The following is a 20719-nucleotide window of genomic DNA, read 5'->3' on the forward strand; positions in this document are numbered from 1 at the left end:
GGGACGGGCGTAAGCAGCTACTGATTCAATAGCGTCAGGCTTGTGCCTTGCGCTGTTGGGCCAGGCTGGCGGCCTGCTGCAACTCGCGCGCCATGGCCGTGGCCAGGGTCAGCCGCCGCAGCAGCCAGGGGGTGAGGTCGTCCACCGCCGTGGGGTCGGGCCGGGGCTGGAAGGGCTGGGCGGCGGCGGAGGGCACCTCCTCATCTACCTTCACTTCCTGCCAGGCCGGGGCGGTTTCCTTTTTGGGCGCGGCGGTCAGCTCCAGGGTGATCTGCCGCGCTGCCTCTTGCAGCGCCGGGGTGGCCACGGCCATGTCGAGCTGGCTGCGGCGCAGCAACAGCAGCGACTTGATGGCCGTCAACTGCGCCAGCAACTGGTAGCTGCGCGCCTGCACTGCCTCCAGCGGGGCCAGCGGCGGGCGCACCTCGTCGGGTTCGGCCAGGCTGCGCTGGGTGGCCAGGGTCAGGGCCGACAGGCTGTCGTAGGCCTCGCGCCGCGCCAGCCGCCAGGGCAGGTCGGATGCCTGCGCGGGTTCGCCCAGCTCCAGCGCCAGCTTGGCGTGCTGCAGTTGCGCCTGCAGGCTGCGCCGCACCAGGCCCGGCAGCTGGCTGCGCTCCCAGGCGGGCAGCACGTAGCTGAACAGCCAGGCCAGGGCCGCGCCCAGCAGCGTGTCGCCCAGCCGTTCAAAAATCGCAAACGTGGGGGCCACGCCCACCAGCAACAGGTGCGCCTGCAGCAGCCCGGCCAGCGTGGCAAAAATGCAGGTGAACAGGTAGCGGCGCAGCGCAAACGCGTGGGCCAGCCCCATGCTCAGCGCAATCACCAAAAACAGTGTGCGCGCACCGGGGTGGGTGGCCAGCAGCGCCATTACCAGCACACAGCCCAGCAGCGTGCCCGCCACCCGCGCGTCGCGCCGCTGCAGCGTTTGCGCCAGGTTGCCGCGCATCACCACCACGATGGTGGTCAATATCCAGTATTTGTGCGCCGCCCAGGGCAGGTGCAGCGACACCAGGTAGCCCGCCGCCATGGCCAGCGTGGCCCGCAGCGCGTAGCGCAGGGTGGGCGCGCGCCAGCCCAGTTGCCCCAGCAGCGGTGCCCAGGCCCAGCGCGTGGGGCTCACAAACAGCTGCCACTGTGTGCGCACCGCCGCCAGCTCCGGGCTGGCATCGCCCCGCGCCAGCGCGGCCAAGTGCACGGCCTCGTCATTGATGTGGCCAATGCGGTCGGCCATGTTGTGCAGCAGCGCGCTGGTGTCTGGCGTGCCCACGGCCAGCGGCTCGGGCAGGGGTTGGGCCTCGGGCCGCAGCGGCAGCACCCCGGCCAGGGCGGCGCGCAGGTTGGCAATGGGTGCAATCGCCTGCATGCTGCGCCCCAGCAGCAGCGACAGGCTCAGCGCCTCCAGTTGCTGGGCGGTGGTGTTGAGCACGTGCTGCAGCGCGGGCAGGGTGGCGCTGCTGCCGGGGTGCTGCAACAGTGTGTCCAGGTCCAGGTCGCAGGCCAGTTGGTGGTCGCGCGCCTCCAGCAGGCCCAGCAGCATGGCCGCCAGCCGCGTGCGCGCCGGGGTGGTGGGCGACTCCAGCACCACGTCGCGGGTGCTTTGCAGATAGTCGGCAAAGGTGGCCTGCTGCTCCAGCATCCGGGCCAACAGCGCTTGCGGGTCGGCATGCGGCGCAAAACGCTGCGCCTGGGTGCGCAAAATCTGCGCAAAACTGTGCAGGCACTCGGCCAGCAACTGGGTGCGAAAACGGTTGTTCAGCCAGTGCGTGGTCAGCACGCCCCACAGCAGGTACAGCCCCGCCCCCAGCGCAAACCAGCCACCGTGCTCGGCAATCATCTCCAGCGACGCAGGGGGCGGGGCCGCCATGGAGAACAGCATGGAAAACAGCAGCGCAAACGTGATCGGCCCGCCGCGCTTGCCCCAGGCCATCACCATCACCGCCAAAAACGTGCCCGCCACAATCACCACGCCCAGCAGCAGCACATCGGCCCGCACTAGCTGCACCAGCATGAACAGCGGTATCCCCAGCAGCGGCGCAGGCAGCATCTGCATGAACTTGCGCCGCCGCGGCGCCGGCACGTCCGGCATGCTGGTCACCATCACCCCCAGCGCCGCACTCGACGCCCCCGCCAGCCCGGCGGATTCGAACACCAGCAGCATGATCACCACCAGGCCCAGGGTGACGCTGAGGCCGTTGGTGACGTACTGGCTCAGGGCGACGCGGAGGAAGCGGTCGGTGTGGGCGAGGAGGCGGTCGGCTAGGGTGGGCTTGGTGGGGGCTAGGGGGCGTGCTGGGGGCATGCGGGGCAATTTAGCAGAGTGGGGTGAGGGCGTGCATTTTGGCTATAGCAATTTAGGAGCTTCATGCATTTTGGGGATAGAGGTATTAGGCGTTCTTGGAGTTAGAGTGCAAAATGTAACGAAATATGTCATTATTAACTCGCTAAATTAGGGTTTTGTGGTAAGTGATGGTTTAGGTTTTATGAGTTCTGAAAAATAACACGATTGATTAAAAATGAATTTCGATGAAAAATCTGATGACAAATTTATTGCGGCAGGAATTAATAAGGTTTTCGAGCATAGAAAAAATTATCTTGTTATTGGATTCACTGGGCGAACGGGAAGTGGCTGTTCGACTGCAGCTCAAGTTCTATCCACTAAGATTTTTTCTGGGCTGAGACTGCCAACAATTAAAAATCCGCCCATACACCATGAAGATCGAAAACTACGAATCGTGAAAATTTGGGCGGAAAAGCATTGGCAGCCTTTTGTGATAGTTGGTGTCACTGCTTTAATACTTGCACTTGCTCTTGAGGAAGGGGTGGAGTCCTTTATCGGAATAATAAAGGAAATGGACGAAAAACATGATGTGAATGAGTTGCGATTGAAGTTGTCTGATTTTGAGGTAAAAGTAAAAAAAGCTTTTTCTATCGCAAGAAATGTGCGTGACCAGTCTGATGATTTAAGTGATATTACGGAAGCGGTTTGGGTATTAACGGAGGGATCTAAAGAGGCACTTTCTGTTGTCAAGAGTGCATTTGGGGTCGGAAGTGCAACTTATACGAAGCTTTTTCAAAAGCTTGGAAATAATGTTCGGCGCTCCGGCTCACCAACTAGGGGGGATATAGATTCTGAAAAAATATTTACAATTCCGGAAACTATAGAGGTAACGATAAGACTAATCAGACGTTCATTTGAACTGAGCGGTGTGGAGCAAAAATATATTGCAATTGATGCACTCAGGCATCCGTATGAAATTAGATATTTACGAGAACGCATCTCGTCTTTTTATACCGTTGCAGTAAGCACAACAGAGCAAGAGCGGATTAGACGACTTCATAGTTTGCAGTTTACTGACACTGAAGTTAAAGATTTGGATGCGCTTGAGTATCCGAATGCTATTGCTAAAAGTAAAGATTACTCACATCTCGTAAAGCAGAATATCCAAGCGTGTTTGGAGTTGGCTGATATTTATATTTCGAATGCAGGTCATGGCGAGGAAAGTAAGCAAGAACTTTCTCGTCAGATTGTGCGTTATGTTGCACTAATGCAGCACCCGGGATTGATCACTCCAACAGCGGTTGAGAGATGCATGCAAGTGGCAATTGTTGCAAAAGTAAATTCTGGTTGTATATCTAGGCAAGTTGGTGCCGTTGTAACTGACTCTAGCTACTCCGTAAAAGCTATTGGTTGGAATGACGTACCTCAAGGGCAAGTTCCATGTGTTTTGCGAAATGTTTCACATTTAACTCAGGGAAATTATGATGTCGATGCATACAGTGAATATGAAAGTACAACGCAGAAATTTAAAGATACTGTCGTAAAAACTTACGGATTTAATGAAAATATCGATAATTTTGAGGGAAGAAATCTAAGTTATTGTTTTAAATCTGCATACAATAAATTGGAGAATGTTGATAATCAAGTTCATACCCGATCTCTTCATGCCGAAGAAAATGCATTTCTTCAAATAGCAAAGTATGGTGGGCAGTCAATATTTGGAGGAAATCTATTTACTACCGCTAGCCCGTGTGAGTTGTGTGCAAAGAAGGCATATCAACTTGGCATTAAAAAAATATACTATATTGATCCCTATGCGGGAATTGCTACAAATCATGTATTGGCTTCAGGTACGGCAAAGCCAGAGTTGAATTTATTTGAAGGCGCAATTGGAAAGTCTTATCATGATTTATACCAGCCGGTAATGGCCTATAAGGACGAATTGCCTAAGCTTCTTGCAGGGGCTCGAGGTAGTAGGGATATTGATTAGTAATCAAAGCCAATGTCCTTCGAGTTGCGGCACATTTATTGAAAAATTGCACGTCGTGTGGTGCCTCGGCAAGGCCATGCGCTATGTGGCGACTCTTCGCGACGGGTCGAACCAGAGCGGCCCATTCAGTCCCATGAAGTACAGCGTCACCACCAGCCATGAGGTGTACCTCTGCGACTGCAAGGAGTCCGCCTACAAGCCGCTATGCGACGGCAGCCACAACCAGCGGGTTTGAATTCACCGAAGACCCACCCGGCTGGCGCGATGGCTCGGTGGGCTAGCTCTACCTACCCTACCTGCGCTCCCTGCCCAAGGCATGACGCTACTTATTCAATAGCTGCTTGAGCGTATTCCACATGAGCTGCACGGCAATTGGGCTCACAAAACTAGCGCATACACGCCCCTCGCGCTGACCGCAAATTTCAAGGACTTTCGCCGCGCCCCAACTTCGCCAGCAACTCCACCATCCGCCTCTGCCGGGTTTCGGGGCGCTTGGCGCTGTGCAGCCGGTGGTAGATGGTGAACAGGCTCTGCCGCTTGAGGGTGGCGTAAAAAGCGTGGGCAACGGGGTCTTGTCGCAGCGCCGCCAAAAAGTCTTCGGGCACCACCATGGTGGCGCTGCCGGCGTAGGCGGTGGCCCAGCGGCCATCGCTGCGCGCGGCCTCTACGTGCGCCAAGCCGGCGGCTTGCATGTGCCCTTGCGCTATCAGCCGTTCGGCATGCTGCACGTTTTTTTGCGACCAGTTGGAGCGTGCGCGGCGTGGGGTCAGGCGTTGCAGAAACGAGGTGTCGTCCAAGGCCTTGCGCAGCCCGTCGATCCAGCCCCAGCAAATAGCGGCCACCACGCAATCGTCCCAGGTGACGGAGGGCTGGCAGGTGGCCTTTTTGAAGATGCGCACCCACAGCTCGGTCTCGCTGGCGTGGTTCACCCGCAGCCACGCGTGGAGCTGCTCAGACGTTTCAAAGGTGTGGTGCGATGGTTTGCTCATGATTTGATAGCCGCCAGAGGATATTTCACCTGCGCTAGCGGCCTATTGGACTTGTAGCGCATACCCCGTGTTCCTTCCCTCACCCGCCAGCCTGCGCAGCACCCTCCGCTCCACCAAATCATTGATATCCCGTAGCGCCGTATCCGCCGAGCATTTACCGACGGCGGCCCATTTCGCATTCGTGAGCTTGCCGTCCATACCGTCCAGCACGTGGTTCAGCACCAGGGTTTGCCGGGCGTTCATCGGCGTGCCTTTGGCGCGGGCCAGGGCCATGTCACCCACGGCGCGGCTCCCAGTGCATATCCACCATGGGCCGTAAATTCCAAAATACGGCTCAAATATTGAGTCGTATTGTCTAAAATGAGGCTCATGCCCTCTTCGCATCCCCCCTCACGCCAGCCCCCGTTCATCTGGCAGCACGCCGACTGGCCCACGCTGCGCGTGGACTTGTCTGCGCTTGCCCCCGCGCTGGAGTCAGCACGGCTGGAGCAGGGCCGCTTGCTAGGCTTGCTGGATGCCATCGGTCTGATGCCAGCGCAAGAGGTAGCGCGTGAACTGTGGGTGCAAGAGGCGCTGGCCACGGCGGAAATCGAAGGGCAGCGGCTGGACCTGGCGGCGGTGCGGTCGTCGGTGGCGCGGCGGTTGGGGTTGGACGTAGCGCCTGGTCCGGCCAACCGCTCGGTGGATGGGCTGGTGGATGTGATGCAAGACGCCGTGCTGCATTGCGCCGCGCCGCTGGATGCCGACCGGCTGGGGCGTTGGCAGTCGGCCTTGTTTCCAGGGGGAACCTCGGGCGTGCAGCGGATTGTGGTGGGACGCTGGCGCGAGCACTTGGACCCTATGCAGATCGTCAGCGGCACGCTGGGCCGCGAGGTGGTGCACTTTGAAGCGCCTCCTTCGCAGCAGGTGCCTGCCCAGATGGCGCGGTGGCTGGCCTGGTTTGAAGCGACCCGTCCGTTGTCGGGTGAACCTGCTGCGCTGAATGGTCTGGTGCGTGCAGCCCTGGCGCATCTGTGGTTTGAAACCGTGCATCCGTTTGAAGACGGCAATGGCCGCATTGGCCGGGCGGTGGTGGACATGGCGCTGGCGCAAGACCTGGCTGCGGGGCACGCGCTGCAGTTTTCGGCACCCATTTTTGGCATGGCGCGGCGCATGTTGGCGCAGCGGGCGGCGTATTACGACGCGCTGAATGCCGCACAGCGCGGCAGTTGCGATGTCACACCGTGGGTGCAGTGGTTTGTGCATGCTTTTGCGCAGGGTTGCGTGGCGTCGCAAGCTGTGGTGCGGCAGGCGGTAGACAAGGCGGCCTTTCGCGCCCGCATGGCCGGGGTCGGCGCGAACCCCCGGCAGGCCAAGGTGCTAGAGCGCTTGCTGGCTGCGGGCAGTGTGGAGCTAGGTGGTGTTTTTTTGGGCGGGCTCACCGCCGACAAGTACACCAAACTCGCCAACACCAGCAAGCCGACTGCCACGCGGGATCTGACCGATTTGGTAGCCAAGGGCTTGCTGCAGGTTACCGGGCAGGGTAAGGGGACGCGTTATGCGATTGCCGTACCAGGGTGGACGCAGCCTGTGGTGGAGTAGCGTTGTCGTGCGGCCTGTGTAGCACTGGCGAACCAACTGCGCAGGCAGTCAGAGGGGTGTCACCGGTGGATGTCTTCCGTGCGGCGAATAAGCAGGCCCACCACCGCAGGGACAATACTCCCATGCCCCACGCCACATCCCTCGCCTCACCTCACGCCCCCCACGCCGTCTCCCGCCTGCGCACCGCTCGGCTCGCGCGCAGCGCCAAGCCCTTTCTGGCCCGGGGCGGCTCCAAGGTGGAGCGCTGCACCGGCTGCCGGCTGGCACCCAGCCACTGCATGTGCGCGCTGCGGCCGGTGCTGCCCCGGCTTGCGAACCAGGCCGGGGTGTGCCTGCTGATGGCTGATATTGAGCCGCTCAAGCCCAGCAACACCGGCTGGCTGATTGCCGACGTGGTGGCCGACACCTGGGCTTTTGGCTGGGCCCGCACCGTGGTGGACCCGGACCTGCTGGCGCTGCTGGCCGACCCGCAGTGGCAGCCGTACCTGGTGTTTCCGGGTGAATTTGTGGCCCCCGAGCGGGTGGTCACGGCGCTGTTGCCACCCGTGGGCCCCGCCGAGGGCAAGCGCCCGCTGTTTGTGCTGCTGGACGCCACCTGGCCCGAGGCGCGCAAGATGTTCCGCAAAAGCCCCTACCTCGACCGGCTGCCGGTGCTGAGCCTGCAGGCCGACCGCATCTCGCAGTACAAGCTGCGCCGGTCGCGGCGCGACGACCACTTTTGTACCTCCGAGGTGGCCGCCCTGTGCCTGGAGCTGGCCGACGAGCCGCACGCCGCGCAGACGCTGGAGGCCTATCTGGACATCTTCACCCACCGCTACCTGCAGGCCAAACAGCAGGTGCCTGCCGATGCCGACAACGCGGCGCACCAGCGCTTGCGCGGCCTGCAGGCCGTGGGTGCCGCTGCACCGATTAAAAAATGATAGCTGCCAGCGCTGGTGCTGTCTGCGCTGGCGGCTGTTTTTGTGGAAATGGGCCCATCGGGCCGGCCGACATGGCTTACAACTTGCGTAGGCGTTGTCTGGCACGATAGCGCTTACTCTCTGACAGGGCTACGGGCCCCCGGCCGCTACTTTGGGGTGGCGCATCCCGGCACAGTGGGTGGTATGGCTTTGAATTTTTTGAGGCCGCAATCCATCTTCCCTCTGACTTCTGACCGGACTCCCCATGTACATCAAAATTGGTTTCGACATCGAGCTCGCCATCTCCGCACCGATGGCCCTGATCCACCTGCTGCATGTGCATCCGTCCCGGCGCGGCGATCTGCTGGCGCCGCAGGTGGTGGAGGTGCTGCCAAACCTGGCGGTAGAGGATTATTTTGATGGCTTTGGCAACCTGTGCAGCCGGGTGAATGCGCCCCTGGGCGTGACGCAGGTGGGGTTTCGCAGCGAAGCCATCATCCGCGACTCGGGCCTGCCCGACGAGGTGAACTGGGGCGCCTGGCAGCACGACCCCACGGTGCTGCCGTCGGCCACGCTGACCTACCTGCTGCCCAGCCGCTACTGCGAGGTAGACAGCGAGCTGCTGCAATTTGCCTGGAACCAGTTTGGCAGCACGCCGCTGGGCTGGGCGCGGGTGCAGGCCATCTGCGATTTTGTGCACAACCACATCCGCTTCGACTACATGGCTGCCCGCGCCACCCGTACCGCCGTGGAGGGCTTCCGCGAGGGCACCGGCGTGTGCCGCGACTACACCCACCTGGCCGTCACGCTGTGCCGCTGCATGAACATTCCGGCCCGCTACTGCACCGGCTACCTGGGCGACATCGGCATACCGCCAGTGCGCTACCCGATGGACTTCAGCGCCTGGTTCGAGGTGTTTCTGGGCGACCGCTGGTACACCTTTGACGCGCGCCACAACACGCCGCGTATCGGCCGTGTGGTGATGGCCCGGGGCCGCGACGCGGGCGACGTGCCCATCACCATGGCCTTTGGCCCCAACACGCTGCAGAAGTTCGAGGTCACCACCTACGAGGTGGATGCCTTCGGCAACGCCATCTTCACCGTGTAACCGGTGGATGGCGGGAGCACAATGCCGCCCCATGCAACGTAGACTTTTATGGCATGCCCTGCTGGCCGGTACGGCGCTGCTGGCCCTGCCCGCCCAGGCCCAGCCGGGCTACACCGTGTCTGCCGCCCAGTTGCAGCAGGCCGTGGCCCAGCGCTTTCCCCTGCGCTACCCGGTGCCCGGCGTGCTGAACCTGGACCTGCAAGCCCCGCAACTGCGCCTGCTGCCCGCCCAGAACCGCCTGGCTGCGCAAATGGCCGTGGAGGCCGCGGGCCCGGCCCTGCGGCGCAGCCACAGCGGCAGCATCACGGTGGACTTTGCCCTGCGCTACGAGCCCAGCGACCGCACGGTGCGCGCCGTGCAGCTGCACTTCCAGAACCTGCAATTCCCCAGCCTGCAGCCCGCCGTGGTGGAACTGCTGACCACATACGGCCCGGCCCTGGCCGAGCAGGCGCTGCAAGAGGTGGTGCTGCACCAGCTCAAGCCCCAAGACCTGGCCCTGCCCGACACCATGGGCCTGCAGCCCGGCAGCATTACCGTGACAGAGCAAGGGCTGGTGGTAGGGTTTGTGAATAAGCCGCTGTAGGCAACAGGGCTGGGTTACTTCTTCATGGCTTCGCCGGCCATGTCGTCTTTTTTCATCACCATGTCGTCCTTCTTCACCATGGTGTCCTTTTTGGCCATGGCGTGCTTCTTCATGGGGTGTTTTTTGGCCATGGCGTGGGGGGCCATGCCGTCTTTCATCATTTCGTCTTTCTTCATCATGCCGTCTTCGGCCATGGCACCGGCGGTGGCGGCCAGCAGGCAGGCGGTGATCAGGGTGGTGGTAAATGTACGCATGGTGTTTCCTGGAGGTTGTGGGTTGTGTTCCAAGCGCGGCCACGGCGTGGCCACTGCTTGTACGCTTTGGTCGGCTGGGCCACAAAAACCTTACAAGCCCGGCGCGTTATTTTTTTGGCGTAAGGTTCGGCGCGGTGGACCGACCAACTACAAATCCACCCCCCAAGGACACACACCATGACACGCTCCGTTGCCCCGCCCACTTCCCGTTTTTCCCGCATCAAGACGAACCTGCTGCTGATGGCCGGTGCGGTCGTTGTGGCGGCGCTGTATTGGAGCCCGAACGCGGTGGCCGAAAAGGCGGTGGCGATTCCGGCCCCCTCGGCCCAGGCCCTGGCGGGCATCGCCCCCAGCACGCAAGCCACCGAGACGGTGGTGTTTGCCGGGGGCTGCTTCTGGGGCATCCAGGCGGTGTTCCAGCACACCAACGGCGTGCTGGAAGCCGTGTCGGGCTACGCGGGCGGCAAGAAGGGCGATGCCCAGTACGAGACCGTCAGCGGCGGCGGCACCGGCCATGCCGAGGCGGTGCAGGTGCGGTTTGACCCCACATTGGTGAGTTACGCGCAGCTGCTGCAAATCTACTTCTCGGTGGCCCACGACCCGACCCAGCTGAACCGCCAGTACCCCGACGTGGGCCCGCAGTACCGCTCGGCCGTGTTCACCACCACGCCGGCGCAGAAGCAGCTGACCGAGCGCTACATCGCCGAGCTGAACGCGGCCAAGGTGTTCCCGGCCAAGATCGTGACCCAGCTCGGTGCCCTCACGGCTTTTTACCCCGCCGAGAAGTACCACCAGAACTACGCCACCCTGCACCCGGACGCACAGTACATCGCCCAGTTCGACCTGCCCAAGATCGCCCACCTGAAAGAAATGCTGCCCGCGCTGTACCGTGCGCAGCCGGTGCTGGTGGCCAACTGAGCGCCAGGAGATTTGCTATTGAAATAAGAGCTGCTTACGCCTATGCCATGCGCGTGGGAGGCCAATTGGGCTTACAAGCAGCAGGGATGGCCGGTTGCGGTCAAAATGCCGCAGCGCTTCATTCCCAAGGAACCCCATGACCCACCCGATCCAGCAAAAATGGCCCGCCCAGCACCCCGAACGCCTGCAGCTCTACTCGCTGCCCACGCCCAACGGCGTGAAGGTGTCCATCCTGCTGGAAGAAATTGGCTTGCCCTACGAGCCGCACCTGGTCAGCTTCGAGACCCACGACCAGATGTCGCCCGCGTTCTTGTCGCTCAACCCGAACAACAAGATCCCGGCCATCCTGGACCCGAACGGCCCCGGCGGCCAGCCGCTGGCGCTGTTTGAGTCGGGTGCCATCCTGCTGTACCTGGCCGAAAAAACCGGCCAGTGCATCCCGCAGGACGCGGCGGGCCGCTACGAGTGCATCCAGTGGCTGATGTTCCAGATGGGCGGCATCGGCCCGATGTTTGGCCAGCTGGGCTTCTTCCACAAGTTTGCAGGCAAGGACATTGACGACAAGCGCCCGCGCGACCGCTACGTGGCCGAGTCCAAGCGCCTGCTGGCGGTGCTGAACCAGCGCTTGACCGGGCGGGCCTGGATGATGGGCGATGCCTACACCATTGCCGACATCGCCATCTTCCCGTGGGTGCGCAACCTGATCGGCTTTTACGGCGCGGGGGACCTGGTGGGTTTTGCCGACTACCCCGAGGTGGCACGGGTGCTGGCGGCCTTTGTGGAGCGGCCCGCCGTGGTCAAGGGCCTGGGGATTCCGGCCCGGGGCTAAGCCACCACGCCCAACGCCAGGCACAAGTCCGCCCAGGCCTTGGCCTTTTCCGGACGGTTGCGCAAAAGCGTGGCGGGGTGGTAGCTCACCACCACCGGTACGCCGTGGTAGCGGTGCACCCGGCCCCGCATCTGGCCCAGCGGGGTGCTGTCTTGCAGCAGCAGCTGGGCCGCAAACGGGCCCAGCGCCAGAATGACCTTGGGCTGCAGCAGGGCCACGGCGCGGCGCAGGTGGGGGGCGCTGTCGGCCACCGGGTCGGCGTTGGCATCCAAACGCAGCTTTTGCACGCTGGTGATGCAGGCCGAGGGCGCGCCTTCCTTGCGTGCCGGGGTGATGCCCACGGCGTGCAGCATGTTGCCCAGCAGTTGCGCTTCGGGCGCATCCGGCACCGCAAAGGGCCGGGCCGCGTCGTCGGCAATGCCCAGCGCCTCGCCCAGCACCAGCCAGTCGGCCGGGCCGCCGGGGGCGGCGTTCAGCCACACGCTGGCCAGTGCCGCAGGCCAGTCCAGCGTGGCAGTGTTTTCAGTGACATTTGTGCTGCCAGCGCTGATGGAATGGGCGGGAGAAGCTACTAATTCAGGAGTGCGGTCCAGCACCTGGGCGATGCTTTGCGGGGCCGACTTGCGCGGCGCGGGGGCTTCTACCGGTGGGGCCTCCGCTTCGGGCTCTGCTTGCGGCCACCACACGGGGCTGTGCATCTCGGCCAGCATGGCGCGCTGGCGGGGGTCCAGGCTCATAGGGGCATGCTCATGACGATGGCGTGTTCGCGCTGGCCGGGGCCGTTGGGGTAGTAGTCTTTGCGCATGCCCACGCGGTTGAAGCCGTAGCGGGTGTAGACGTGCAGCGCGCGGTGGTTGCCCACGCGGGCTTCCAGCCACAGCCACTGGGCTTTTTGGCCGCGCGACCACAGGGCCAGCGCATCCAGCATCAGGTGCGACCAGCCCTGGCCCTGGTAGGCGGGGGCCACGGTGATGTTGAGCAGGTGCACCTCGTCCACGCCCTGCATGGCCACGAAGTAGCCCAGAATGGTGTCGTCCGCCAGCAGGATTTGCGCCTGGTAGCCTGCGGCCAGTGCGTCCTGGAAATTGGCCCGCGACCAGGGGTGGGCGTAGGCCGCCTGCTCCACCGGCAGCACCGCGTCCAGCCAGTCCGGGGTGAGCGTCTCGAAGCGCACCTCGGAGGCGTCGGGCGGGGCCAGCAGGGCGCTCATGGTTGGGCGGCCACCAGGGCCAGTGCCGCTTTTTCGGCCATGCGCTCGTCGGTGGTTTTGGCCACTTTGTCGCGGATGTAACGCGGCAGCGCCTGGTCGGCGGGCACGGCACCACCGGCGGCCAGCAAGGCCGGGGCCAGGCGCAGCATGGCCGTGGCGGTGGGCAGGGCGGTGGTGCGCAAGCCGTCGCTGGCAGGGATGCGGTCAACGTACACGGTGAATGGATTGCCCGCCTGGGCCCAGCCGGCCTCGTGTTGCAGATGCTCGGGCCGCAGCAGCTGGAAGTCGTCGCGCTGGACCCATTGGCCGTCCTGGTAGCGGTAAAAGCCGGTATAGACCTCGTCCATGCGCGCGTCCAGCAGCGCCTGCACCTGCAGCACACCGTGCTGGTGCCGGGCTTCTTCGGCCACGGCCATCAGGGTGTCAATGGGCAGCACCGGCACATTCGCCCCAAACGCCAAGCCTTGCGCCACCGAGCAGGCCGTGCGCAGCCCGGTGAACGAGCCGGGGCCGCTGCCAAAGGCGATGGCTTCCAGCTGGTCCAGCCGCAGCCCGGCCTGGGCCAGCAAGGCCAGAATCGCCGGGATCAGCGTGCTGGAGGCCTGCGCCCCGCCCGGCCCGGCGTGCTGCCACACCTGCACGCCATCGGTGGCGGCGATGGACAGGGTGTCGGTGCTGGTGTCGAAGGCTAACAAGTTCATGGGGCAGATTTACATAAGAAAGTGGCTGTCAGCGCAGGATTATCTAGCGCAATCAGCTACCATTTCTATAGCTGATAACCTATGACCTATTCCACACACTCCCCCCGATTCTGGCGCAGCCTGTGCGCTCTTGCTTTGTGGGCCGCATCCAGCCTGGCGCTGGCCCAGCGCCTGCCGCCCGATGTCGCCAACGCCCTGGCCCGGGCCAAGGTGCCGCAAGACGCCGTGAGCCTGTATGTGGCACGCGCCGATGGGTTGGGCTCGCCGCGCCTGAGCCACCGGGCCAGCGTGCTGGTGAACCCGGCCTCGGTCATGAAGCTCGTCACCACCTTTGCCGCGCTCGACACGCTGGGGGCCGACTACACCTGGAAAACCCGCTTCTACGCCGACGGCCCGCTCAAGGACGGCGTGCTCTACGGCAATTTGTACATCCAGGGCGGTGGCGACCCCAAGCTGGTGCTGGAGCGCATTGCCGCCACCTTTGCCGCCCTGCAAACCCGCGGCGTGCAAAAAGTGCGCGGCGACATCGTGCTGGACCACCACCTCTTCGAGCCCGAAGCCCGCGACCCGGCCGAGTTTGACGGCCAGGCGCTCAGCCCCTACAACACCGCCCCCGACGGCCTGCTGGTCAACTTCAAGTCGCTGATCTTCACCTTCACCCCCGAGCCCGACAGCGGCATTGCCCGCATCCGCAGCGAGCCGCCGATTGCCGACGTGCAAATGGACGCGCAGGTGCCGCTCAGCACCCAAAGCTGCAACGACTGGCGCGGCGCGCTGCAGGCCGAGTTTGCCAACCCGGACCAGGTGCATTTCGGGGGCAGCTACCCGGTCAAATGCGGCGAACGCGTCTGGCCCGTGGCCTACACCGACCCCGCCAGCTACGCCCGCCGGGTGCTGCAGGCCATGTACCTGGGGCTGGGCGGCAGCTTGACCGGCGTGGTGCGCGATGGCCGTACGCCAGGAGACGCCACCTGGCTGATGGACGCGCCCTCGCTGCCGCTGGGCGAGCTGATCGCCGATGTCAACAAATTCAGCAACAACGTAATGGCGCAGCAGATGTTCCTGACGCTGGGTCTGCAGGCGGGCCGACCCGGCACCTTTGCCGCGTCGCGCGCCGCCGTGGCCGCCTGGTGGCCGCAGGCCATTGGCCGCAACGTGCCCGTGCCCACGCTGGAAAACGGCTCCGGCCTCAGCCGCGACGAGCGCACCAGCGCCAGCGCCCTGGGCCAGTTGCTGCGCCGCGCCGCCGCCCACCCGCAGGCGGCGGTGTTTGCCCATTCGCTGTCCGTGGCCGGGGTCGACGGCACTGCCCAGCGCATGCGCGACCGGGGCCTGGCCCCCGAATCCATCGGCAACGCCCAGCTCAAAACCGGCACCTTGCGCGACGTGGCCTCGGTGGCCGGCTATGCCACCGGGCGCAGCGGCCAGCGCTACGTGGTGGTGGGCATCGTCAACCACCCGCTGGCCCCGGCGGCGCGCCCGGCACTGGACGCGCTGGTGGAGTGGGCAGTCAAAGAGTAACAAATGTTATTTATCTCTGCGCGTTGGTAGTAACCCTTTGTGACTCGCGCGGGCTCCGGCGTACCATTTTAGTTACAAACGAACGACCGTTCTTTTTTTAAACAGGAGTGAAAAATGCGTTGGATGCCCACAAAAATGGCTGTGCTGGTGGCTTCGGTCTCGGCGGCGTTGGTTTTGTCTGCCTGCGGAGGCGGCGGTAGCGACACGTCCACCAGAGTCACCTACACCTCGCTGGTGTCCTTCGGCGACAGCCTCAGCGATGTAGGCACCTACAAGGTGGGGGCCATTGCCGCCGTGGGGGGCGGCCGCTGGACTGTCAACGGCACCACCACCGGCCCGGTCAACTGGACCGAGCTGCTGGCGGGCGAGTTCAGTGTGGCGGCGCCCTGCCCGGCCCAAACCGGTTTGCTGTCCAACGTCCCGCAGATTCCGCTGGTGGCGGTGGTCAACAATGCGAACTGCACCAACTACGCCCAGGGCAGCTCGCGCGTGAGCCTGCCCTTTGGCCCCAACGCGGTGGCATTGCAGCCCTACATCGCCCCGGCCACCAATATCGGCCTGATGGCCGTGCCGGTGAAGACCCAGTTCACAACCCACCTGGCGGCGCATGGCAACTACACCGGCAACGAGCTGGTCACCGTCTTGGCCGGTGCGAACGACATCTTCATGTATGCCAATGCCGTGTCCGCAGCGGCGGCCGGGGGCGCGGGCGCGGTGGGCGCCGCCGCGCTGGCGGGCTGGACACCGACCGAGCAAAACGCGGTTGCCGCTGGCGGGGCCGCGGCCGTGAACGCCGCCGCCACCGCCGCCGTGACCCACGCGGCCCAGGATGCTGCCGTGCTGGCCACGGCCATCAAGGATTCGGTGACCGGCATGGGTGCCAAGCATGTGGTGGTGGTCAATGTGCCCAGCATCGAGTTCACGCCGTTTGGCCAGGGCTCCGGCGCGGGCGCGTTGCTGCGCTCCATGGTGACCACGTTCAACGGCACCTTGAAAAACGAATTGGCCGGTGTGTCCACGGTGCTGATAGTGGATGCCTACACCCAGGGTATCGCCCAGTACAACGACCCGGCACCGTACGGCATCAAAAACGTGACCGATGCGGCCTGCAGCAGCGACGCCCCCAGCGCCACCAATCCGGCGGGCAACATCCTGCTGGGTTCCTCCCTGGCCTGCACCGTCAACAACACCCTGGCCGGAAAGGATGTCAGTGCCTACTTCTACGCCGACTCCGTCCACCCCACGCCCGCAGGCTACAAGTTGTTGTACCGCTACGTTGCCAAGCAAATGGCTATTGCTGGCTGGCTCTAATTGGTTGGATGAAGCCCTTTAAGGACACATGATGAAATTTAACTCTCTTGGCATGGCCTGTGCCCTCTTGTTGGCTGCAGGCGCAGCCCACGCCCAAACGGCAGGCACCTGGATGCTGCGTGGCGGCCTGATGAATATCACCCCCAAGGTCGATAGCGGCGACCTGTCGGCGTCCAGCCTGCCGGGTACCAAGATCGACTCCAACGGCAACACCCGCCTGGCGGGCGGCATCACCTACATGGTTACCGACCAGTGGGCGCTGGACCTGCCCCTGGCTTTGCCATTCAAGCACACGCTGACCGGTGCCGGGGCCATCCAGGGCGTGGGCAAGATTGGCGAAACCAAGGCGCTGCCCATGTCGCTGTTTGGGCAGTACCGGTTTGGCGAAGCCAGTGCCCAGTTTCGCCCGTATGTGGGCGCGGGCCTGACCTATGCCAAGTTTTTCAAGGAGCGCGGCAACGCCACCCTGACGGGCATCACCGGCGGCACCGCCAGCAACCCGACCACGCTGAAGCTGGAATCCAACCTGGCCCTGTCCATCCAGGCCGGTGCCACCGTGGCCCTGAACGACCGCTGGTTTGTGGAAGGCTCCGTGGTCAAGACCTTCCTGAAAACCAAGGGCACCTTGTCTACCGGCCAGACGATCGACGTGACCCTCAACCCCCTGACGCTGGCCTTGAGCCTGGGCTACCGCTTCTAAGCCGCCCACGCGCCCATTAAAAAACCGACCCTTGGGTCGGTTTTTTGTTGCGTCGGGTTTTAACCCACCGCCCCGCGCTTACCAGCGCAGGTGGATCCGGCCATAGGCGTACAGGCCAAACAGGCGCTGCGCAATCGGCGTGAAGTACAGGTTGTCGGCAAACAGGTACTGGTCATAGGTCACACCGGCCGAATTGGCGGTGATGGCCGGGTTGAGGGTGCTGGGGGAGCACTTCGAAGCGTTGACCTGCCCCGTGCCGGTGCCGATGCCCGCACCCGAATCCACCGAGCTGCAGGCCAGACCGGTGACGTTGGAGATCGCGTAGTTGTTGTGGTCGGTACCGGCCAGCAGGTTGAAGTAGTAGGCCGCGTCGATGTAGAGCACGTTGGCACCCAGGTCAGCGACAGACACCAGCATGGCATTGTTGAAGTTGCTACTGGCGCTTTGCAGCAGTCCAGACTGGTTCAGCGAAGCCGCCCAAGGGTTGACTCCCAGGTTGTAGGTTCCCACCACCACCACGTGCTTGCCACCAGCGGCCACCAGGCGGCGCACTTGCGCGCCCAGGTCCTTGCCGTACTGGGTGGCGTTGGCCACCATCGTGGCCGAGGTTTCGGTGCCTGCGTTCACGGCATTCATCTCCACCACCAGGTCGCTGATGCCGGCGTTGATGGTCACGATGTCGTTGTCGCCCAGGGCCACGCCACTGGCCAGGAAGGTGTCGATCTGCTGCGTCACGGTTTGGGTGGTGGTGCTACCGGCGGCATCGGGCGTGAGTTTGATGCGGGCATTGGGCTGCGCGTACACATAGCCGCCGCTGGCCACGGGCGCCACGGTCATGCCGTAGCTGCTGGCGATTTGGCCCAGCCAGGTATTGATGGCGGAGTCGTTGACGGTGAAGCTGGCGCCGGGGGTGACCACGCTGAAGGCATCGCCAAACGCAATGATGCGGTTGGGCTTCAGCTGCGACTCGACGCTGCTGGAGCCGCAGGCGGCCAACAAGACGGCCGAGGCGCAGGCCAGCCCCAAAACGGCGCGGCGCAAGCTAAAAACGGACATAGGTAACTCCAAAAAAAACAATAGATAAGTTTAACGAGGCAATCCAGCCGCGCCGGGTAAAGAAGCGTAAGCCCTCTTTATGCGACCGAAGCGCGCTGCAACCGGTCGCGCACGCCTTCCCATTCGGGGGTGTCGGGGGGCGTTTCCACCCAGATCAGGCGCACGCCCAGGGCATCGAAATCGCGCAGCGCGGCAAACAGCGCCTGGGCCGCGGCGGCAGCGTCCGTGGGCATGGGCTTGCACACCACCTGGGCCGAGCGGCTGCGCATCGGCTGGCGGGCGTACACGGCAATCGCTACCGACTGGCCGTCCAGGCCGGTGCCCAGGAGGTCCAGCGCGGTTTGCAGCGCGGCAGCGGTCATCAGCCGCACTTTGGCCGTGGGCGCGTAATGCGCCTCCAGCGTGCCGGAGGCGCGCGGGGCGTTGGCTACCGCGTCCTTGTCGCGCAGCGGCTGGCCGCAGGCGGCTTCGATCTGTTCGCGGCCAATGCTGCCGGGGCGCAGCAGCACCGGCACGCCCCGGGTGCAGTCCACGATGGTGGACTCGATGCCCATGGTGCACGGCCCGCCGTCCAGTACCAGCAGGTCGGGGCCGAACTCGGACTGCACATGGGCCGCCGTGGTGGGGCTGACGCGGCCAAACTGGTTGGCGCTGGGGGCTGCCAGCCCGGCCACGCCCAGGGCGGCGCAGGCTTGCAGCACTGCCTGGGCGACCGGGTGGGCCGGGCAGCGCAGGCCGATGCTGTCTTGCCCGCCCGCCGCCGCGGTGCCCACGCCAAGACGGCGCGGCAGGATCAGCGTCAGCGGGCCGGGCCAGAACGCGTCCATCAGCGCCTGGGCAAAGGCGGGTACCTGGGACGCGAAATGCGCCACGCCATCCCCGCCAGAGGCGATGTGCACGATCAGCGGGTGGTCGCTGGGGCGGCCCTTGGCGGTGAAGATCTTGGCCACCGCCGCGTCGCTGGACGCGTCAGCCGCCAGCCCGTACACCGTTTCGGTGGGCAGGCCCAGCAGCGCACCGTGGGCCAATGCCTGGGCGGCTTGCTGGATGGCCGCGGGGTCCTGGCCGGACAGCAGCATCAGAACGCCTCGATGCCGAGCAGCGCCGCGGCCTGCAGGGCGGTGGCGCGCACGGCGGACGCGGTGGGGCCGGTCAGCGTCAGGTGGCCCATTTTGCGGCCCTTGTTGGCGCTGGCCTTGCCGTACAGGTGCAGGTGCGCGCCGGGCAGGGCCAGCACGTCCGCCCAAGGGGGCGTGGCGGCTTGCTCGGAGCGCACAAACCACAGGTCGCCCAGCAGGTTCAGCATGATGGCCGGGCTGTGCTGGCGCGGCTGCACCAGCGGCAGGCCGGTGAGGGTGCGCACCTGCAGCTCGAACTGCGACACATCGCAGCAGTCCATGCTGGCGTGGCCGCTGTTGTGCGGGCGCGGGGCGATCTCGTTGACCACCAGGCTGCCGTCTTGCAGCACGAAAAACTCTACGCACAGCACGCCCACGTACTGCAACTCGTTTGCTATGGATTTTGCAGCTGCTACCGCTTGTTCCATCAGCGGTAGAGGCATATTTTCTTCATAGACTTCGGTGACGGCCAGAATGCCGTCGCGGTGCAGGTTGCGCTGGGGTGGCAAGTGCACCATCTGGCCGTCGGCACCGCGCGCCACGATCACCGAGCACTCGGCCTCCAGCGGCAGCATTTTCTCCAGCACGCAGGGCACGCTGTGCATGTCGGCCCAGGCCGCGGCCAGCGCGGCGCGGTCGGCCACGCGGGCCTGGCCCTTGCCGTCGTAGCCCAGGCGGGTGGTTTTCAGGATGCCGGGCAGCAGCGTTTCGTCCACTGCAGCTAGTTGCTCTGGCGTGTCGATCACCGCATAGGGCGCGCAGGGCACGCCGCAGCGCACGAAATGGGCTTTTTCGGCCGCGCGGTCCTGGGCGATGGCCACGGCCGACGCCGCGGGCGACACCGTGGTGTACACCGCCAGGCGGGCCAGGGCCGACGACGGCACATTTTCAAACTCGGTGGTGATGGCGTCGCAGGTCTCTGCCAACTGGCCCAGGCCCGGCGCGTCCAGGTAGCCGGCCTGGATATGGTGGTGGCTGACGCGCCCGGCCGGGCTGGCCGGGTCCGGGTCGAGCACGGCGGTGAAATAGCCCATGCGCTGGGCCGCGTGGATGAACATCCGGCCCAGTTGGCCGCCGCCCATCACGCCCAGCGTGGCCCCGGGAAGGATGGGGCCGCTCATAGCACGGGCGGTGCAGGCGGCACGGTCATGTTGCGGGCCACCTCGGTCTGCGCAGCGCGGAAGGCTTCCAGTTGCGCGCGCAGGGCCGGGTTTTCATTGGCCAGCAGGGCCACGGCAAACAGGGCGGCGTTGGCCGCGCCCGCGTTGCCAATGGCAAACGTGGCCACCGGGATGCCCTTGGGCATCTGCACGATGCTGTACAGCGAATCCACGCCGCTCAAATGCTTGGTACCCACCGGCACGCCCAGCACCGGCACGGTGGTTTTGGCCGCCAGCATGCCCGGCAGATGGGCGGCACCTCCGGCACCTGCGATGATGGCCTTGAGCCCGCGCCCGGCGGCGGCTTCGGCGTAGGCAAACATATCGTCGGGCATGCGGTGGGCCGATACGACGCGTGCCTCATGCGCAATGCCAAACTGTTGGAGAATCTGCACCGCATGCTGCATGGTGTCCCAGTCGGAGCTGGAACCCATCACCACACCAATTTGAATAGAAGTCATAGGGCTTTGTTCTGTTTAACCCCGAATTTTACTTTTTGCCTTGCGGCAACAC

22 protein-coding genes are annotated in these 20719 nt (G+C 64.0%); 11 read left to right on the forward strand and 11 right to left on the reverse strand.

Annotation, left to right across the window (positions count from 1 at the left end; genetic code table 11):
- Window positions 1–34: 34 nt before the first annotated feature.
- Window positions 35–2299, reverse strand: coding sequence for an FUSC family membrane protein (locus tag AB3G31_RS01670; RefSeq protein ID WP_367848504.1), 2265 nt, complete (start codon window positions 2297–2299; stop codon window positions 35–37).
- A gap of 214 nt (window positions 2300–2513) precedes the next feature.
- On the opposite strand from AB3G31_RS01670, the gene AB3G31_RS01675 reads away from it, so the two are divergent.
- Window positions 2514–4268 (forward strand): hypothetical protein, encoded by a 1755-nt coding sequence (locus AB3G31_RS01675; protein ID WP_367848505.1) that lies wholly within the window; start codon window positions 2514–2516, stop codon window positions 4266–4268.
- A 133-nt stretch (window positions 4269–4401) separates the two neighbouring features.
- Window positions 4402–4503 carry a CDGSH iron-sulfur domain-containing protein gene (locus AB3G31_RS01680; RefSeq protein WP_367848506.1) on the forward strand — a complete coding sequence of 34 codons (102 nt, stop codon included), beginning with the start codon at window positions 4402–4404 and terminating at the stop codon, window positions 4501–4503.
- Window positions 4504–4690: 187 nt separating this feature from the next.
- Here the strand turns inward: AB3G31_RS01680 and AB3G31_RS01685 are convergent, their stop codons facing one another.
- Entirely contained in the window at window positions 4691–5257 is a 567-nt protein-coding gene (locus tag AB3G31_RS01685) for a YdeI family protein (protein ID WP_367848507.1), read from the reverse strand.
- Between the two features lie 42 nt (window positions 5258–5299).
- Window positions 5300–5539, reverse strand: coding sequence for a hypothetical protein (locus AB3G31_RS01690; protein ID WP_367848508.1), 240 nt, complete (start codon window positions 5537–5539; stop codon window positions 5300–5302).
- Window positions 5540–5626: 87 nt separating this feature from the next.
- On the opposite strand from AB3G31_RS01690, the gene AB3G31_RS01695 reads away from it, so the two are divergent.
- The 4 genes from AB3G31_RS01695 (at window position 5627) to AB3G31_RS01710 (ending at window position 9428) form a co-directional block, all read left to right on the forward strand.
- The gene (locus tag AB3G31_RS01695) at window positions 5627–6838 is read left to right on the forward strand and encodes a Fic family protein (protein ID WP_367848509.1); all 1212 of its coding nucleotides are present in this window, start codon (window positions 5627–5629) and stop codon (window positions 6836–6838) included.
- A 122-nt stretch (window positions 6839–6960) separates the two neighbouring features.
- Window positions 6961–7758: a tRNA-uridine aminocarboxypropyltransferase gene (locus tag AB3G31_RS01700; protein ID WP_367848510.1), complete on the forward strand. Its 798-nt coding sequence runs from the start codon at window positions 6961–6963 to the stop codon at window positions 7756–7758.
- Window positions 7759–8002: 244 nt separating this feature from the next.
- Window positions 8003–8845, forward strand: coding sequence for a transglutaminase family protein (locus AB3G31_RS01705; protein ID WP_367848511.1), 843 nt, complete (start codon window positions 8003–8005; stop codon window positions 8843–8845).
- Between the two features lie 31 nt (window positions 8846–8876).
- A complete protein-coding gene (locus AB3G31_RS01710; RefSeq protein ID WP_367848512.1) occupies window positions 8877–9428 on the forward strand; it encodes a DUF1439 domain-containing protein in 552 nt (183 codons plus the stop codon).
- A 14-nt stretch (window positions 9429–9442) separates the two neighbouring features.
- On the opposite strand, the gene AB3G31_RS01715 is transcribed toward AB3G31_RS01710, so the two are convergent.
- Window positions 9443–9682, reverse strand: a complete 240-nt coding sequence (locus AB3G31_RS01715) for a hypothetical protein (protein WP_367848513.1) — start codon at window positions 9680–9682, stop codon at window positions 9443–9445.
- A gap of 240 nt (window positions 9683–9922) precedes the next feature.
- Here AB3G31_RS01715 and msrA point away from each other — a divergent pair, with 240 nt between their 5' ends.
- Window positions 9923–10600 (forward strand): peptide-methionine (S)-S-oxide reductase MsrA, encoded by a 678-nt coding sequence (gene msrA / locus AB3G31_RS01720; protein WP_367850274.1) that lies wholly within the window; start codon window positions 9923–9925, stop codon window positions 10598–10600.
- Between the two features lie 136 nt (window positions 10601–10736).
- Window positions 10737–11429: a glutathione S-transferase N-terminal domain-containing protein gene (locus tag AB3G31_RS01725; RefSeq protein WP_367848514.1), complete on the forward strand. Its 693-nt coding sequence runs from the start codon at window positions 10737–10739 to the stop codon at window positions 11427–11429.
- Here AB3G31_RS01725 and AB3G31_RS01730 read toward each other — a convergent pair.
- Genes AB3G31_RS01730 through tsaB form a run of 3 tightly spaced genes read right to left on the reverse strand, consistent with a single transcriptional unit; the run spans window position 11426 to window position 13340 of the window.
- Window positions 11426–12166 (reverse strand): uracil-DNA glycosylase, encoded by a 741-nt coding sequence (locus tag AB3G31_RS01730; protein ID WP_367848515.1) that lies wholly within the window; start codon window positions 12164–12166, stop codon window positions 11426–11428. The two genes, AB3G31_RS01725 and AB3G31_RS01730, sit on opposite strands and share 4 nt — an antisense overlap.
- Complete coding sequence (gene rimI, locus AB3G31_RS01735) at window positions 12163–12639, reverse strand: ribosomal protein S18-alanine N-acetyltransferase (protein WP_367848516.1); 477 nt, start codon at window positions 12637–12639, stop codon at window positions 12163–12165. Before rimI ends, AB3G31_RS01730 begins: the two co-directional genes overlap by 4 nt.
- Complete coding sequence (gene tsaB / locus AB3G31_RS01740; RefSeq protein ID WP_367848517.1) at window positions 12636–13340, reverse strand: tRNA (adenosine(37)-N6)-threonylcarbamoyltransferase complex dimerization subunit type 1 TsaB; 705 nt, start codon at window positions 13338–13340, stop codon at window positions 12636–12638. The genes rimI and tsaB overlap by 4 nt, the downstream gene beginning before the upstream one ends.
- A gap of 81 nt (window positions 13341–13421) precedes the next feature.
- Here tsaB and dacB point away from each other — a divergent pair, with 81 nt between their 5' ends.
- The 3 genes from dacB (at window position 13422) to AB3G31_RS01755 (ending at window position 16872) form a co-directional block, all read left to right on the forward strand.
- Window positions 13422–14861 carry a D-alanyl-D-alanine carboxypeptidase/D-alanyl-D-alanine-endopeptidase gene (gene dacB, locus AB3G31_RS01745; protein WP_367848518.1) on the forward strand — a complete coding sequence of 480 codons (1440 nt, stop codon included), beginning with the start codon at window positions 13422–13424 and terminating at the stop codon, window positions 14859–14861.
- A gap of 114 nt (window positions 14862–14975) precedes the next feature.
- Window positions 14976–16172 carry an SGNH/GDSL hydrolase family protein gene (locus AB3G31_RS01750; RefSeq protein ID WP_367848519.1) on the forward strand — a complete coding sequence of 399 codons (1197 nt, stop codon included), beginning with the start codon at window positions 14976–14978 and terminating at the stop codon, window positions 16170–16172.
- Window positions 16173–16203: 31 nt separating this feature from the next.
- Window positions 16204–16872 (forward strand): OmpW family protein, encoded by a 669-nt coding sequence (locus tag AB3G31_RS01755; protein WP_367848520.1) that lies wholly within the window; start codon window positions 16204–16206, stop codon window positions 16870–16872.
- Between the two features lie 78 nt (window positions 16873–16950).
- Here the strand turns inward: AB3G31_RS01755 and AB3G31_RS01760 are convergent, their stop codons facing one another.
- The 4 genes from AB3G31_RS01760 to purE form a co-directional block, all read right to left on the reverse strand.
- Window positions 16951–17928 carry a GDSL family lipase gene (locus AB3G31_RS01760; RefSeq protein WP_367848521.1) on the reverse strand — a complete coding sequence of 326 codons (978 nt, stop codon included), beginning with the start codon at window positions 17926–17928 and terminating at the stop codon, window positions 16951–16953.
- 77 nt (window positions 17929–18005) lie between these two features.
- The gene (locus AB3G31_RS01765) at window positions 18006–19007 is read right to left on the reverse strand and encodes an L-threonylcarbamoyladenylate synthase (RefSeq protein WP_367848522.1); all 1002 of its coding nucleotides are present in this window, start codon (window positions 19005–19007) and stop codon (window positions 18006–18008) included.
- Window positions 19007–20167: a 5-(carboxyamino)imidazole ribonucleotide synthase gene (locus AB3G31_RS01770; protein ID WP_367848523.1), complete on the reverse strand. Its 1161-nt coding sequence runs from the start codon at window positions 20165–20167 to the stop codon at window positions 19007–19009. Before AB3G31_RS01770 ends, AB3G31_RS01765 begins: the two co-directional genes overlap by 1 nt.
- On the reverse strand, window positions 20164–20667 hold the full coding sequence (gene purE, locus AB3G31_RS01775; RefSeq protein WP_367848524.1) for a 5-(carboxyamino)imidazole ribonucleotide mutase: 504 nt from the start codon (window positions 20665–20667) through the stop codon (window positions 20164–20166). The genes AB3G31_RS01770 and purE overlap by 4 nt, the downstream gene beginning before the upstream one ends.
- Window positions 20668–20719 lie beyond the last annotated feature (52 nt).

It is taken from the genome of Rhodoferax sp. WC2427 (assembly GCF_040822085.1).
GTDB lineage: Bacteria > Pseudomonadota > Gammaproteobacteria > Burkholderiales > Burkholderiaceae_C > Rhodoferax_B.